The 13,917-nt window shown below is 44.5% G+C and carries 18 protein-coding genes; 10 read left to right on the forward strand and 8 right to left on the reverse strand.

Features of this window, described 5'->3' with window-relative positions; translation table 11 throughout:
• Positions 1 to 276: 276 nt before the first annotated feature.
• The 3 genes from pyrB (at position 277) to OQJ75_RS16980 (ending at position 2,206) form a co-directional block, all read left to right on the forward strand.
• Positions 277 to 1,206: an aspartate carbamoyltransferase gene (gene pyrB / locus OQJ75_RS16970; RefSeq protein WP_004735321.1), complete on the forward strand. Its 930-nt coding sequence runs from the start codon at positions 277 to 279 to the stop codon at positions 1,204 to 1,206.
• 12 nt (positions 1,207 to 1,218) lie between these two features.
• Positions 1,219 to 1,680 (forward strand): aspartate carbamoyltransferase regulatory subunit, encoded by a 462-nt coding sequence (gene pyrI, locus OQJ75_RS16975; RefSeq protein WP_265974318.1) that lies wholly within the window; start codon positions 1,219 to 1,221, stop codon positions 1,678 to 1,680.
• 136 nt (positions 1,681 to 1,816) lie between these two features.
• Positions 1,817 to 2,206 carry a RidA family protein gene (locus OQJ75_RS16980; protein WP_009847729.1) on the forward strand — a complete coding sequence of 130 codons (390 nt, stop codon included), beginning with the start codon at positions 1,817 to 1,819 and terminating at the stop codon, positions 2,204 to 2,206.
• Positions 2,207 to 2,313: 107 nt separating this feature from the next.
• On the opposite strand, the gene OQJ75_RS16985 is transcribed toward OQJ75_RS16980, so the two are convergent.
• The 8 genes from OQJ75_RS16985 to mlaF all read right to left on the reverse strand — a co-directional run bounded on the left by OQJ75_RS16985 (position 2,314) and on the right by mlaF (position 7,793).
• Complete coding sequence (locus tag OQJ75_RS16985) at positions 2,314 to 3,039, reverse strand: 1-acylglycerol-3-phosphate O-acyltransferase (protein WP_050652139.1); 726 nt, start codon at positions 3,037 to 3,039, stop codon at positions 2,314 to 2,316.
• Between the two features lie 152 nt (positions 3,040 to 3,191).
• Positions 3,192 to 4,457 carry a UDP-N-acetylglucosamine 1-carboxyvinyltransferase gene (gene murA / locus OQJ75_RS16990; protein WP_086715546.1) on the reverse strand — a complete coding sequence of 422 codons (1,266 nt, stop codon included), beginning with the start codon at positions 4,455 to 4,457 and terminating at the stop codon, positions 3,192 to 3,194.
• Positions 4,458 to 4,465: 8 nt separating this feature from the next.
• Positions 4,466 to 4,720, reverse strand: coding sequence for a BolA family iron metabolism protein IbaG (gene ibaG, locus OQJ75_RS16995; protein WP_265974321.1), 255 nt, complete (start codon positions 4,718 to 4,720; stop codon positions 4,466 to 4,468).
• A gap of 13 nt (positions 4,721 to 4,733) precedes the next feature.
• Positions 4,734 to 5,042, reverse strand: a complete 309-nt coding sequence (locus OQJ75_RS17000; RefSeq protein WP_004735315.1) for an STAS domain-containing protein — start codon at positions 5,040 to 5,042, stop codon at positions 4,734 to 4,736.
• A complete protein-coding gene (locus tag OQJ75_RS17005; protein ID WP_265974361.1) occupies positions 5,042 to 5,671 on the reverse strand; it encodes an MlaC/ttg2D family ABC transporter substrate-binding protein in 630 nt (209 codons plus the stop codon). The genes OQJ75_RS17000 and OQJ75_RS17005 overlap by 1 nt, the downstream gene beginning before the upstream one ends.
• A 52-nt stretch (positions 5,672 to 5,723) precedes the next feature.
• Positions 5,724 to 6,215: an outer membrane lipid asymmetry maintenance protein MlaD gene (gene mlaD, locus OQJ75_RS17010; protein ID WP_265974324.1), complete on the reverse strand. Its 492-nt coding sequence runs from the start codon at positions 6,213 to 6,215 to the stop codon at positions 5,724 to 5,726.
• A gap of 2 nt (positions 6,216 to 6,217) precedes the next feature.
• A complete protein-coding gene (gene mlaE, locus OQJ75_RS17015) occupies positions 6,218 to 6,997 on the reverse strand; it encodes a lipid asymmetry maintenance ABC transporter permease subunit MlaE (protein WP_239849239.1) in 780 nt (259 codons plus the stop codon).
• 1 nt (position 6,998) lies between these two features.
• Positions 6,999 to 7,793 carry a phospholipid ABC transporter ATP-binding protein MlaF gene (gene mlaF / locus OQJ75_RS17020; RefSeq protein ID WP_265974325.1) on the reverse strand — a complete coding sequence of 265 codons (795 nt, stop codon included), beginning with the start codon at positions 7,791 to 7,793 and terminating at the stop codon, positions 6,999 to 7,001.
• A gap of 265 nt (positions 7,794 to 8,058) precedes the next feature.
• On the opposite strand from mlaF, the gene OQJ75_RS17025 reads away from it, so the two are divergent.
• Genes OQJ75_RS17025 through OQJ75_RS17055 form a run of 7 tightly spaced genes read left to right on the forward strand, consistent with a single transcriptional unit; the run spans position 8,059 to position 13,865 of the window.
• Positions 8,059 to 9,024 carry a calcium/sodium antiporter gene (locus tag OQJ75_RS17025; protein ID WP_265974326.1) on the forward strand — a complete coding sequence of 322 codons (966 nt, stop codon included), beginning with the start codon at positions 8,059 to 8,061 and terminating at the stop codon, positions 9,022 to 9,024.
• A 34-nt stretch (positions 9,025 to 9,058) separates the two neighbouring features.
• Positions 9,059 to 10,030 carry a KpsF/GutQ family sugar-phosphate isomerase gene (locus OQJ75_RS17030; RefSeq protein WP_017080888.1) on the forward strand — a complete coding sequence of 324 codons (972 nt, stop codon included), beginning with the start codon at positions 9,059 to 9,061 and terminating at the stop codon, positions 10,028 to 10,030.
• Positions 10,030 to 10,587: a 3-deoxy-manno-octulosonate-8-phosphatase KdsC gene (gene kdsC, locus OQJ75_RS17035; protein WP_004735307.1), complete on the forward strand. Its 558-nt coding sequence runs from the start codon at positions 10,030 to 10,032 to the stop codon at positions 10,585 to 10,587. The genes OQJ75_RS17030 and kdsC overlap by 1 nt, the downstream gene beginning before the upstream one ends.
• Positions 10,584 to 11,147 carry an LPS export ABC transporter periplasmic protein LptC gene (gene lptC / locus OQJ75_RS17040; RefSeq protein WP_004735306.1) on the forward strand — a complete coding sequence of 188 codons (564 nt, stop codon included), beginning with the start codon at positions 10,584 to 10,586 and terminating at the stop codon, positions 11,145 to 11,147. The genes kdsC and lptC overlap by 4 nt, the downstream gene beginning before the upstream one ends.
• Entirely contained in the window at positions 11,128 to 11,622 is a 495-nt protein-coding gene (gene lptA, locus OQJ75_RS17045; RefSeq protein ID WP_004735305.1) for a lipopolysaccharide transport periplasmic protein LptA, read from the forward strand. Before lptC ends, lptA begins: the two co-directional genes overlap by 20 nt.
• 2 nt (positions 11,623 to 11,624) lie before the next feature.
• On the forward strand, positions 11,625 to 12,350 hold the full coding sequence (gene lptB, locus OQJ75_RS17050; protein ID WP_004735304.1) for an LPS export ABC transporter ATP-binding protein: 726 nt from the start codon (positions 11,625 to 11,627) through the stop codon (positions 12,348 to 12,350).
• Between the two features lie 54 nt (positions 12,351 to 12,404).
• Positions 12,405 to 13,865: an RNA polymerase factor sigma-54 gene (locus OQJ75_RS17055; protein ID WP_017058913.1), complete on the forward strand. Its 1,461-nt coding sequence runs from the start codon at positions 12,405 to 12,407 to the stop codon at positions 13,863 to 13,865.
• Positions 13,866 to 13,917: the final 52 nt, after the last annotated feature.

A 13,917-nucleotide genomic window follows, 5' to 3' on the forward strand; every position in this document is an offset into this window, starting at 1 on the left:
AGTAAACAAAAGCTTGATGTAATCGCTTGCGCTCACAAATTGAAAGCGTATAATTCTCGGCAATTTGTCTGAGAGTAGTGAAAATGACGCCAAGCAATGTTGTGATAAAACATAATGATATTGTGAAAACACATAATAAAATTGTGAAAACACCAAATATTGCTCGCAAGCTAGCATGCTTGCCAGGCCGTCTATTCTGCTTTTCAGCACTTTTTTAAAGCCTCCCATTATGGGGGGCTTTTTTATGGCCAATACATTATTGTGGGGAAGAAGATCATGGCGAATTCGCTCTATCAAAAGCACATCATCTCAATTCCAGAGCTTTCTCGTGAAGAGCTAGAATTAATTGTTCAAACGGCAGGTCAGCTAAAGGCTGAACCAAACCCAGAACTCATCAAGAACAAAGTTGTTGCCAGCTGCTTCTTCGAACCTTCAACGCGAACTCGTCTCTCTTTTGAAACGGCTATTCAACGCATTGGTGGTGATGTGATTGGTTTCGACAGTGGTGGTAACACGTCACTGGCGAAGAAAGGCGAAACGCTAGCGGACTCGGTACAGGTTATCTCTTCATACGTTGATGCTTACGTAATGCGTCATCCTCAAGAAGGTGCTGCGCGTCTGGCTTCTGAGTTTTCTAACGGTGTACCGGTTATTAACGCGGGCGACGGCGCAAACCAACACCCAACACAAACGCTATTAGACCTATTCTCTATTGCCGAAACTCAAGGCCGTTTAGACAACCTTAACGTTGCATTCGTTGGTGACCTTAAGTATGGCCGTACAGTTCACTCGCTGACTCAAGCGCTAGCGAAGTTCGATAACATCTGTTTCTACTTCGTGGCACCTGAAGCACTGGCGATGCCAGACTACATTTGCGAAGAACTTGATGAAGCGGGTATCAAGTATCAACTGCTGACAGACATGGAAGATGTCATTCCAGAGCTTGATGTCTTGTACATGACTCGAGTTCAAAAAGAGCGCTTCGATGAATCGGAATACGCGCACATCAAATCAGCGTACATCCTGACTGCTCCGATGCTGGAAAATGCACGTGATAACCTAAAGGTTCTTCACCCTCTTCCTCGTGTTGATGAAATTACTGTCGATGTCGATAAAACACCTTACGCTTACTACTTCCAGCAAGCAGAGAACGGTGTTTACGCACGTGAAGCACTGCTAGCCCTTGTTCTTAACGAAACGCTGTAGAGGAGAGATATCATGTCTAAAGAGACTCAATTAAAAGTTGAAGCAATCAAGAACGGAACGGTTATCGACCATATCCCAGCCAACATCGGGATCAAGGTACTCAAACTGTTCGACATGCATAACTCAAATCAGCGAGTAACGATTGGCCTAAACCTGCCATCTTCTGCTCTAGGTGGCAAAGACTTACTCAAGATTGAGAATGTATTTGTCACCGAAGAGCAAGCTAGCAAGCTGGCTCTTTACGCGCCTCACGCAACAGTGAACCAAATCGAAGATTACGAAGTGGTTAAGAAGCTACCATTAGAGCTTCCTGAGCAAATCAACGATGTGTTCGAGTGTCCAAATACCAACTGTATTACTCACAATGAACCGGTTGAAAGCAGCTTTAAGATCTTTGAAAAGAAAGAAGATATTCGATTGAAGTGTAAGTATTGCGAAAAAGTCTTCTCTCGCGAGATCGTGACAGAAAGATAACGTCATACGGCAAAGCAGACCGAATGTAAAAACTATCAAATACCTCGCCTATGCGGGGTATTTTGCGCTTTACCTAGCCTAAGTTTGAAGGCACACTGAAAAACGATTTTTATCTAATAACTGATGGAATAAACCAATGACTAAAGTACTTCACACAGAATCGGCTCCAGCTGCAATCGGCCCATACGTACAAGGTGTTGACCTTGGCAACATGGTACTGACTTCTGGTCAAATCCCAGTAAACCCAGCAACTGGTGAAGTATCTGCGGATATCGCAGTGCAAGCTCGCCAATCTCTAGACAACGTTCAAGCGGTTGTTGAAGCTTCAGGCCTGACTGTAAAAGACATCGTAAAACTAACTGTATTCGTTAAAGACCTAAACGACTTCGGCACAGTAAACGAAGTTTACGGCAAATTCTTTGATGAGCACGGCGTTGCTAACTACCCTGCACGTTCATGTGTTGAAGTAGCTCGTCTGCCAAAAGATGTAGGTATCGAGATCGAAGCTATTGCAGTTCGTAAATAGTCTTTCTAAATCTACAATGAACGTCTGAGCATAAAGCTGAGTGTTTATCAGATACAAAAAAGGTTGCCCATTTGGCAACCTTTTTTATTGTTCAGCGTTTTGCTCAATTACTTCTTGTTGAGCTCAACCACTTCTTTGTCTAATTCTTCAAGTTTCGCAGCCATTTGCTCACGAGCTAAGTTAGCCAGTTCACGAACGTTAGACTTATCAAAACCTTCAGTGCTGATTGGTGGCAGCATCTCAACAATCACATGACCATTGTTCCAACGGTTTAGCTTCACGCCACCCGTTGAGCTACACACGATAGGGATAATTGGTAAGCCAGCGCCAATTGCAGCGTGGAAAGCACCCGTTTTGAATGGCAACAAACCACGGCCACGAGAACGCGTCCCTTCAGGGAACATCCATACTGAAACGTCGCTCTCTTTTAGGCTAGTCACTACCTGATCGATAGTACCTACTGCTTTGCTGCGGTTAGCACGGTCAATAAGAATGTTACCCGTCAGCCAGTAAAGCTGACCAAACAGCGGCATCCACACTAGGCTCTTCTTACCAACCGTCACAACTTTAGGCGTTACCGCTGATGAAATCGTGAATAGATCCCAGCTGTTCTGGTGGTTCGCCACATACACATGTTGGCCACGAGAGTAAGCATCTTCTGGGATACGAAGTTCTAACTTCATGCCGAAAATTTTTGACATACGGCCGAAGTAACGACCGAAGGTAAACACGTGTTTCGGGTTACGTGGGCTCAGTAAACAGTAACCACACCCAAATACAAACATAAGAATCGCAAATATCGCCACTGCGAAAATACGTAATATTGCTATCATTTTGTTCCTCACCAACCGCTAAGCGGATTCATCTATTCGCACAAACACTGGCAATAGATTCACTTGCGGTAAATACAACTATAAAAAAGCCGAAACCAAGGTTCCGACTTTTGTGTTTTCATCTTACTGATTCATGAACTCACTAACCTAAGTTAGCTAGACTCACGAAATCGTGTAATGTTTGCGCCTAGGGCTGACAGTTTATCTTCAATCTTATCGTAGCCACGATCGATGTGATAAATACGGTCAACGATGGTTTCACCTTGAGCGATACAGCCAGCAATAACAAGGCTCGCAGATGCACGAAGATCCGTTGCCATTACTTGAGCGCCGCTCAATTTTTCCGTTTCACCACAGATAGCCGTGTTACCTTCGATTTCCGCTTTTGCACCCATTCTCTGTAATTCAGGAATATGCATGAAGCGGTTTTCAAAGATAGTCTCAGTGATAACACCACTGCCCTTCGCCATCATGTTAAGCAGAGTAAACTGAGCTTGCATGTCGGTTGGGAAGCCAGGGTGAGGTGCTGTTACGATTTTCACCGCTTTCAGCTCACGACCTGTCATATCAAGGCTGATCCAGTCTTCGCCCGTTTCAACCTTCGCACCCGCTTCTTCAAGCTTCGCCAATGCAGCTTCAAGAAGATGAGCGTTAGTGTTACGACAAACAACTTTACCGCCAGACACTGCCGCAGCAACAAGGAACGTGCCCGTTTCAATACGGTCTGCAACCACAGAGTGTTGACCACCACCAAGGCGTTCAACACCTTCGATAGTAATCGTATCTGTACCAGCGCCAGAAATCTTAGCACCCAGCTTGTTTAGGAAGTCTGCGGTATCAACAATCTCAGGCTCACGCGCAGAGTTGTCTAATACTGTTGTACCTTCCGCAAGTGTTGCTGCACACATGATAGTAATCGTAGCGCCAACGCTTACTTTATCCATCACGATGTGCGCGCCTTTCAGACGGCCATCAACGCTTGCTTTAACATAACCATCTTCCAACGTAATCGTTGCACCTAGCTGCTCTAGGCCATGGATATGCAGATCAACTGGACGAGCACCAATCGCACAACCACCAGGAAGTGATACTTGGCCTTCACCAAAACGAGCCACCAGTGGACCTAAAGCCCAGATAGAAGCACGCATTGTTTTTACTAAATCGTAAGGCGCACAAAATTCATTAATTTCGCTGCCGTCAACATGAACACTACCGTTACGTGATACTTTTGCGCCGAGACGCTTTAGTAGTTCCATCGTAGTATCGATGTCACGTAAGTGAGGAACATTACTCACTTCCACTGGCTCTTCAGCAAGAATTGAAGCAAATAAGATAGGTAGCGCTGCATTTTTTGCGCCTGAGATCGTCACTTCACCGCTTAGCGGCTTGTCTGATCCAATAACTCGAAACTTTTCCATCATAAACCTTAAAGTGACATCAGTTTCTTATCACGTTCCCACTCTTCTGGCGTGAAAGCCTTAATAGAAAGAGCATGGATGTCATTGCATTGAATGTATTCCATTAGTGGGCCGTAGATTAGTTGCTGCTTCTTAACTCGATTCATGCCGTCAAAACATGGATCAACTGCAACAACTTCGTAATGACTGCCTTCACCCTTCACGAAAATCTCTTGAAGGTTCAGTGCCTCTGCTAATAATTCTTGTACTTTTGTGCTGTCCACAAATAGCTCCTGCCTAATTTTTTATGTGTTCTGCCATCATTGGCTGGATATTGCTCAATTGGAACAACGTTCGTAATTGTTCTGGCACGAAACTGAGCATTATATGACAGTTTTGATTTTTTGCATGCTCTAATAAGTGAATTAGCATCACCATTCCTGCGGAATCAACTCGATTTATATGGCTAAGGTCAATTTCAACGCTCGATTCCGTTGTTTGCCACTTTTCCAATATACGCCAGATTGCAGGGACACTGTCTCGGTCAATATCACCGAGCAGCTGATACTCTTTAGAGCTTAGTGCTTGCCATTGAGAATGGCTCATTATTTGTTACTCTCAAAACGAATCGGTTGTGCGGCCAGTTTCTCTAGTTCGTCGGCAACTTGTAAGATACCTTCCTGACGAATCTTAGTATTCCACTCTGACTGCTTGCTCGATAACAGGCTAATCCCTTCGGCAACCATATCAAATGCCTTCCACTCGCCCGACTTTTTGTCTTTGCGAAGCTTAAATTCAAGTTTGATGTTTGGTCGCGGCGAATCGATGATGTCTACCTTGATACTGGTAATTCGGCTATCCGCTTTGATTTTTGGTTCAGGACCAAACTCAATTGTCTGGTCGGTATATTGAGTCAGTACTTGAGCGTAAGAAGAAACCAGGTATTTACGGAATGAGTCAATAAATACACGCACGTCTTTTCTATCCGCGCCTTTCAAATTTGGCCCAAGTAACTTAAGTGCTGCATATTGCGCATTCACATAAGGCATCAACTCTTCTTCCACGATGACCTTCAATAACTCTGGGTCTTGGCGGATGTTGTCTTGTTCATTTTTCAAACGCTCAAATGCCACTTCCGCAACTTGAGTCATCATCTGGTAAGGCTGAGTACGATCAATCGATTCTGCAGCAAATGCTTGAGTAGAAATAAGCAATGCCATTGCTGCCATAAACATTGATTTCAAGTAATCGATAGCTTTTAAATGACTAATAGTTTTCAACATCATCTTATTCCTTAACTCCGCTGTCATTAGAACCACCAACGCTATACAACACTTGGCCAATCAAATCTTCTAGTACTAATGCTGACTTGGTGTCTTCAATTGAATCACCATCCACCAGCATCTCTTCATCATCAAAAATGAAGCCTGGAACCAAACTAATATACTGCTCACCAATTAATCCAGACGTTAAAATTTGAGCGCTAGAGGTATCTGGAAATTGTGAGTACTTCGAATCAATAGACAATTGAACCACTGGAAGGTAGCTCTCGGTATCAAGTTCAATGCTTTGAACTCGGCCAACAACCACGCCGCCCACTTTCACAGGAGAGCGAACCTTTAGGCTACCAATGTTGTCAAAGGTCGCTTTTAGGTTGTAAGTATGGTTCGAACCTATACCTTTTACGTCAGCGACTTGAAAGATCATGATTAAGATTGCGCAAATTCCGGCAATAACAAAGGTGCCGACCCATAATTCTAATTTTCGAGTTTGTTGCATGATTAATTCCCAAACATCAATGCGGTAAGAACAAAATCTAGCCCTAATACCGCTAGAGAAGAGTGCACTACTGTGCGTGTGGTTGCCTGACTGATACCTTCAGAGGTCGGTACCGCATCATAACCATTGAAAAGAGCGATCCAAGTAACGGTGATAGCGAAGACCATACACTTGATCATGCTGTTACCAATATCTCGGCCTAGCTCAACAGAAGACTGCATCGCAGACCAGAAACTACCGTGGTCAATGCCTTTCCAATCAACACCCACTAACTGACCGCCCCAAATACCTACCGCCATAAAGATCATAGCAAGCAACGGCATTGAGATAAGCCCAGCCCAAAGTCGTGGTGCAATAATGCGTTTAAGAGGATCAACGGCCATCATCTCAAGGCTTGAGATCTGCTCCGTAGCCTTCATTAGGCCAATCTCAGCCGTTAAAGCCGAACCTGCACGACCTGCGAACAGAAGTGCTGTCACTACAGGGCCAAGCTCACGTAGTAATGAGAGCGCGACCATTTGACCAAGGTTGCCCTCAGCACCGTAGTCAATTAACACAACATAACCCTGCAGGCTAAGTACCATGCCAATGAACAGACCCGAAACTAAAATAATAGCCAATGACTGAACGCCAACGCTATAAAGTTGTTTTACTAATAAAGGGAAGTTTTTTAGTCGCGGGATGCCAAACAAAGCCCCGAATAACATCAGGCTTGCTCGACCAAATGACTCGCAAATCGCAAGTGTGCGTTTACCGACACCCGCAATACTTTTAGCAATCATATTAAAACAAATCCTTTTCTAGACTTTGTGCTGGGAATCTAAACGGCACCGGGCCATCAGCTTCACCTTGCAAGAATTGCTGCACTCTCGGATCGTCGTTGTTGTGCAACTCTTCAGGCGTTCCCGCAGCAATGATTTTGCTATCAGCCATGAGATAAACCCAATCAGCAATACTCATTACTTCTGGAACATCGTGAGAAACAACAATCGAGGTTAAGCCCAACGCTTGATTGAGGTTACGAATAAGCTCAACCAAAACACCCATGGTGATTGGGTCTTGGCCAACAAACGGTTCATCGTACATGATGAGTTCTGGATCCAAGGCAATCGCACGTGCCAACGCCGCTCTTCTCGCCATACCACCAGACAATTCACTCGGCATTAACTGTGCCGCCCCTCGTAACCCTACTGCCTCAAGCTTTAGTAATACGATGGTACGAATGAATTTTTCATTCAGTTCAGTGTGCTCACGTAATGGAAACGCCACATTATCAAAGACATTGAGATCCGTAAAAAGTGCACCCGACTGGAAAAGCATGCTCATTTTTTTTCGTGCTTGATACAGCTTTCGACGTGATAATGCGGGGATATTGTCCCCATCAAACCAAATTTCACCGCTATCTGGCGGCAATTGCCCGCCAATCAGGCGCAGCAAGGTCGTTTTACCGATCCCTGACGGCCCCATGATTGCGGTTATCTTGCCTTGAGGTACCTCTAAACTTATATCATCGAAGATAACGCGATCACCGCGTGAAAAGCTGAGGTTCTTAACTTTCACAAGCTCAGTGTTCAACATATTTTTGTTGTTTCCTTGCTTTAAAAAACGCCATTTATGGCTGCAATAATAATGAGTCTACTTTAGAATTAAAAGCACTGTTCGATTAATTCATATTAAACAGAAAAGTATGGCAGGGATTTGAAAGCATTGAGAAATTATCCATTCGATTCTATTTCTTTACTACTAACTGGTAATTAATTTGTCGAGTGACTTCCCTTTTAACTAGCAACAAGTCAAAATTAGCGGTTAATTCTCCGTTTTTTATTAATTTTTAGGAATCATCATGCTTGAAGCGATTGCGTTTCTTATTATCGGTCTAGGTTTTTTGGTGTGGAGTGCAGATAAGCTGGTTTACGGTGCCGCTGCTCTTGCTCGAAACTTCGGTATTTCACCACTAGTTATCGGTATGACGATCTTAGCAATGGGGTCTTCGGCTCCTGAAATGATGGTTTCTGCAACAGCCGCGCTTGATGGCAAAACAGATACAGCCGTTGGTAACGTTTTAGGTTCAAACATCGCCAACATCGCCCTAATTTTAGGTATTACAGCGCTGATTAAGCCATTATCTATTAGCTCAGGCGTGATTCGTCGTGAACTCCCATTAATGATCGGTGTCACTCTACTAGCGGGCGCCCTATTATGGGATAACCACTTAGGCTTCTATGAAGGCGTGTTGTTATTTGTTCTTTTTGCCGCGTTTTTGTTTGCTATGTTGCAAATCAGCCGCAGCGAGAAAAAGAACGGCGATGCTTTCCTTGATGAACAAGAATCAGAGATCCCAGAAGGCGTAAGTAACCCCAAAGCCGCAATGTGGGTGGTGATTGGTCTGATTATTCTGCCTCTAGCTGCCAACATGTTGGTTGATAACGCGGTTGTTATCGCGAAGTTCTTTGGCATGAGCGACCTTGTGATTGGTTTAACCATTATTGCCGTTGGTACAAGTCTGCCTGAGCTAGCAGCATCACTTGCTGGCGTAATGAAGGGTGAGGATGATATGGCCGTGGGTAATATCATTGGCTCGAACGTATTCAACATCCTTGCTGTTATGGGTATCCCTGGCATCCTCAACCCTTCAGTCTTGAGCGAGTTTGCGATGGGTCGTGATTTCTGGGTAATGCTAGGTGTATCGCTACTGCTTGTCGTCATGGCGCTAGGTAAATCACGTAGTGTGAATCGTATTGAAGGCGGTGTGTTAATAGTGACATTCGTGGCCTACCAAGCTTACCTACTTATGAACATGTCAGCTTAATTATTGATTTAACTTCCCGTACTTGGAGTATTTAATGTCTCAGTCATTCGATTATCGCAGTGTTGCAAAGCAAGTTTTGGAAACCGAAGTTGCAGGTCTTACTCAATTGGACCAATATTTTAATGATGACTTTTGCAAAGCTTGCGACCTTATCCTGAACAACAAAGGAAAAGTAGTTGTGATGGGCATGGGAAAATCTGGCCACATCGGCAAAAAAATAGCAGCAACACTAGCAAGTACTGGGACATCCGCTTTCTTCGTACACCCCGGGGAAGCTGCGCACGGTGACTTAGGAATGATCGGGGCTGGCGATGTTGTGATAGCAATATCCAACTCTGGCGAATCAGGTGAAATCCTAAGCTTATTCCCGGTATTGAAGCGTTTGAACATCAAGATTATCAGCATGACAGGTAAGCCAGCATCAAACATGGCGACTTTGTCTGATATTCATTTACAAATATCAGTGCCAGAAGAAGCGTGCCCATTAGGGCTTGCACCAACAACCAGCACCACGGCAACCTTGGTGATGGGTGATGCATTAGCCGTCGCACTGTTACAAGCCAGAGGCTTTACTGCGCAAGATTTTGCTTTGTCCCACCCTGGCGGCGCTTTGGGTCGACAACTATTATTGAAGCTTGAAGATATCATGCATACGGGCGATGCACTTCCAGTGGTAGCACCGGAAGCATTGGTACGAGACGCTCTTTTGGAGATATCTCAAAAAGGCTTGGGGATGACGGCAGTCGTGGGTGAAGACGGTCTAATGGCCGGTATTTTTACTGATGGTGATTTGCGCCGTATCCTAGACAAGCGCATCGATATCCATGATACGCAGATCGGCGACGTGATGACGCTAAATCCGACGGTAGCAGAACCAAACATGCTCGCGGTTGAGGGTTTGAACTTGATGCAAGCTAAGAGCATCAATGGCCTAATGCTGTGCCATGAAGGCAAACTAGTCGGAGCGTTAAACATGCATGACTTACTGAAAGCAGGAGTAATGTAATGACACAGACAGTCGAAACTCTATACGGCACGGTAGATTCAGAAGTGTTTGCCGTAGCGAAAGAGATTAAATTGCTTATTTGCGATGTCGATGGCGTATTCTCAGATGGTCGCATCTACATGGGCAACAACGGTGAAGAACTGAAAACCTTCCACACTCGTGATGGCTATGGCATTAAGTCACTGATGAACGCCGGTATCGAAATCGCGATCATCACTGGCCGTAAATCTCAAATTGTTGAGAATCGAATGACCGCTCTCGGTATTAAGCTTATTTACCAAGGTCAGGATGATAAAGTTAAGGCATACCAAGATATTTGCGATAAGCTTTCTGTAAATCCTGAAAATACGGGCTACATCGGAGACGATCTGATCGACTGGCCTGTGATGGAAAAAGTTGGCTTGAAAGTATGTGTTGCAGATGGTCATCCACTACTTGCAAAGCGTGCAAATTACGTGACAACCATTAACGGTGGTCACGGTGCGGTACGTGAAGTTTGCGACCTTATTTTACAAGCAAGAAATGAACTCGACGTGCATAAAGGTTTAAGCATATGAGTTTTACTCGTATTATCTATTTAATACTAATATTTATTGCCTCTTGGTCGACCTATTACTTGTACGACAAAGAGCAAACATCAACGATACAAGTGGCTCCAAATTTGGAGCTGCCCGCGTTTAGTGGCAAAAGTCTAAACAACATTAGCTATGACGAAAGCGGTATTCGTAGCTATCAGGTTGAATCGACGTATTTAGAGCACTACTCAGTGGTTGGCGATACGCACTTTCAAAACCCGGTTCTTTCGGTATTCCGAGAAGGGCACACGATTGAATGGCAAGTCACCGCTGATCGCGCGATTATGGATGAGAATCAAGTTGTCACGTTTTATGACAACGTCGTGGCAAAGAACCTGTTGCCAGAAGCCAGCTTCGATACAATGACCACAGATAAAATGGTTGTTGAGCTGCCTAGCCGAGATTTTTATTCAGAGACTCCGGTCCATATGATCGGTACATTTTTTGAAACTGAGGGACAAGCAATGAAAGGTAACTTCGGTACCAACAATGCAACCCTCTTTAATTCTGTTCAAGGTAGATATGAAACTCTTACACCTTAGTTTATTCGCTTTGACCCTTGCGGCGCCTAATGTCTATGCCCTTTCTTCGGATAGCGAGCAACCTGTCTACATTGACTCAGACAGCCAGCAATTGGATATGAAAAGTAACCAAGTGACTTTCCTTGGTGATGTAAACCTTAAGCAAGGCAGCATCAATATCAATGCCGATAAGGTTATTGTTACCCGCAACGCCGTAAACGGTGAGATTGAAGAAATTCAAGGCTTCGGTAAGCCAGCGACCTTCTCTCAACTGACTGACGACGGGAAGACACTCTACGGTGAAGCTGACGACTTACATTACCAGCTTGTTGCCGACAAATTGATCATGACTAAGAATGCAATGCTATCTCAAGATGGCAGCATCATTCGTGGCTCTAAGATCACCTACCAGATCGGCTCTCAAAAATTAGTCGCTGACAGTGGTGAAAACAAACGAGTGTCAACGGTTTTACAACCAACGGAAGTGAATAAGTAACGATGGCTGTTCTTAAAGCAAAAAACCTAGCGAAAACCTACAGCAAGCGCAAAGTTGTTACCGATGTAAGCTTGCAGGTAGAGTCAGGCCAGATCGTTGGTCTGCTTGGCCCTAACGGTGCGGGGAAAACGACCTCTTTCTATATGATAGTTGGCCTGGTTGCGCGTGATGAAGGTACTATCAGCATTGACGACCGTGACATCAGTATCTTGCCAATGCACAGTCGTTCTCGTCTTGGTATCGGTTACCTGCCTCAAGAAGCATCGATTTTCCGTAAGTTATCTGTAGAGAACAACATCATGGCGGTTTTACAAACCCGTGATGAAATGACCAATGAACAACGCCAAGATAAGCTGGAAGACCTGCTAGAAGAGTTCCACATCCAACATATCCGCACCAGTAATGGTATGGCTCTGTCGGGTGGTGAGCGTCGTCGTGTAGAGATTGCTCGTGCACTAGCAGCAAACCCGCAGTTCATTCTATTGGATGAACCATTCGCCGGTGTTGACCCGATCTCAGTAATCGATATCAAAAAAATCATTGTTCACCTGCGCGATCGCGGCTTGGGCGTTTTGATTACCGACCACAACGTTCGTGAAACATTAGACGTGTGTGAAAAAGCTTACATCGTAAGCCAAGGACACCTGATCGCTGAGGGTACTCCTGAAGATGTTCTCAATAACGAACAAGTTAAACAAGTTTATCTAGGCGAACAATTCCGTCTATGATTATATAGAGAGTATCGAGAGTTCTAAGAATAATAACTAGGTAAGTCACACTGAATGAAACCCTCATTACAACTTAAGCTAGGCCAACAGTTAGCAATGACTCCTCAATTGCAGCAAGCGATTCGTTTGTTGCAATTGTCTACTTTAGATTTGCAGCAAGAGATTCAAGAAGCACTTGAATCTAACCCACTACTCGATGTCGAAGAAGGCAATGAAGATACGCCAACATCGGAAGAAAAACCTAGCAGTGACGAAAAAGAAACAGTTGAAGCCACAGAGCAAGACTTACCTGATAGCTCAGACTTAATCGAAAAATCAGAGATTGGCAACGAACTAGAAATCGACACAACTTGGGAAGACGTCTACAGCGCGAACACCGGTAACACGGGTATTGCGATTGATGACGATATGCCTGTCTATCAAGGCGAAACTACTCAAAGCCTGCACGATTACCTACTTTGGCAACTCGACTTAACACCATTCACTGACACCGACCGAAGCATCGCTTTTGCACTAATAGATGCCATCGATGACTATGGCTACCTCACTGTAACTTGTGAAGACATCCTTGAAAACTTCGACAATGAAGAGATCGAGCTTGATGAAATTGAAGCCGTACGTAAACGAATTCAGCAGTTTGACCCGCTAGGTGTCGGTTCAGTCAATCTGCAAGATTGCTTGTTACTGCAACTGGCAACCTTCCCTCAAGATACGCCTTGGCTCAACGAAGCTAAGTTAGTACTTACTAGCCATATCGACCAACTCGGCAATCGCGATTACAAACTGGTTATCAAAGAGACCAAGTTGAAAGAAGCAGAACTACGTGAAGTTTTGCAGCTTATTCAACAGCTGGACCCTCGCCCTGGCAGTAAGATTACTCCAGATGAAACTGAGTATGTGGTTCCGGATGTATCTGTCTTCAAAGACCTTGGCAAATGGTTAGTGACCATTAACCCTGATAGCGTGCCTAAGTTGAAAGTAAATCAGCAGTACGCTGATCTTGGTAGTAAAGGCAACAGCGCCGACAATCAATACATACGCTCAAATTTGCAAGAAGCAAAGTGGTTAATTAAAAGCCTAGAGAGCCGAAATGAGACGCTACTCAAAGTTGCGCGATGCATTGTTGAACATCAGCGTGATTTCTTCGAACATGGCGAAGAAGCGATGAAGCCAATGGTTCTTAATGATGTTGCGTTAGCTGTTGATATGCACGAATCCACGATCTCTCGTGTGACTACTCAAAAATTCATGCATACGCCACGTGGCATCTTCGAACTCAAATACTTTTTCTCAAGCCATGTCAGCACTGACAATGGCGGTGAATGTTCATCTACAGCAATTCGCGCACTCATTAAGAAGCTTGTCGCAGCGGAAAATACCGCGAAGCCTCTAAGTGATAGTAAGATTGCTGCTTTACTGGCTGACCAAGGAATTCAGGTAGCTAGACGTACCATAGCGAAATACCGTGAGTCTCTGGGCATTGCCCCATCGAGTCAGCGTAAACGCCTGCTATAAGCTCATTTAGTCGCTAGTTAATTAGCAACTATAATAAGGCAACCAACTGAAA

The organism is Vibrio sp. 14G-20 (assembly GCF_026241515.1).
Lineage (GTDB): Bacteria > Pseudomonadota > Gammaproteobacteria > Enterobacterales > Vibrionaceae > Vibrio.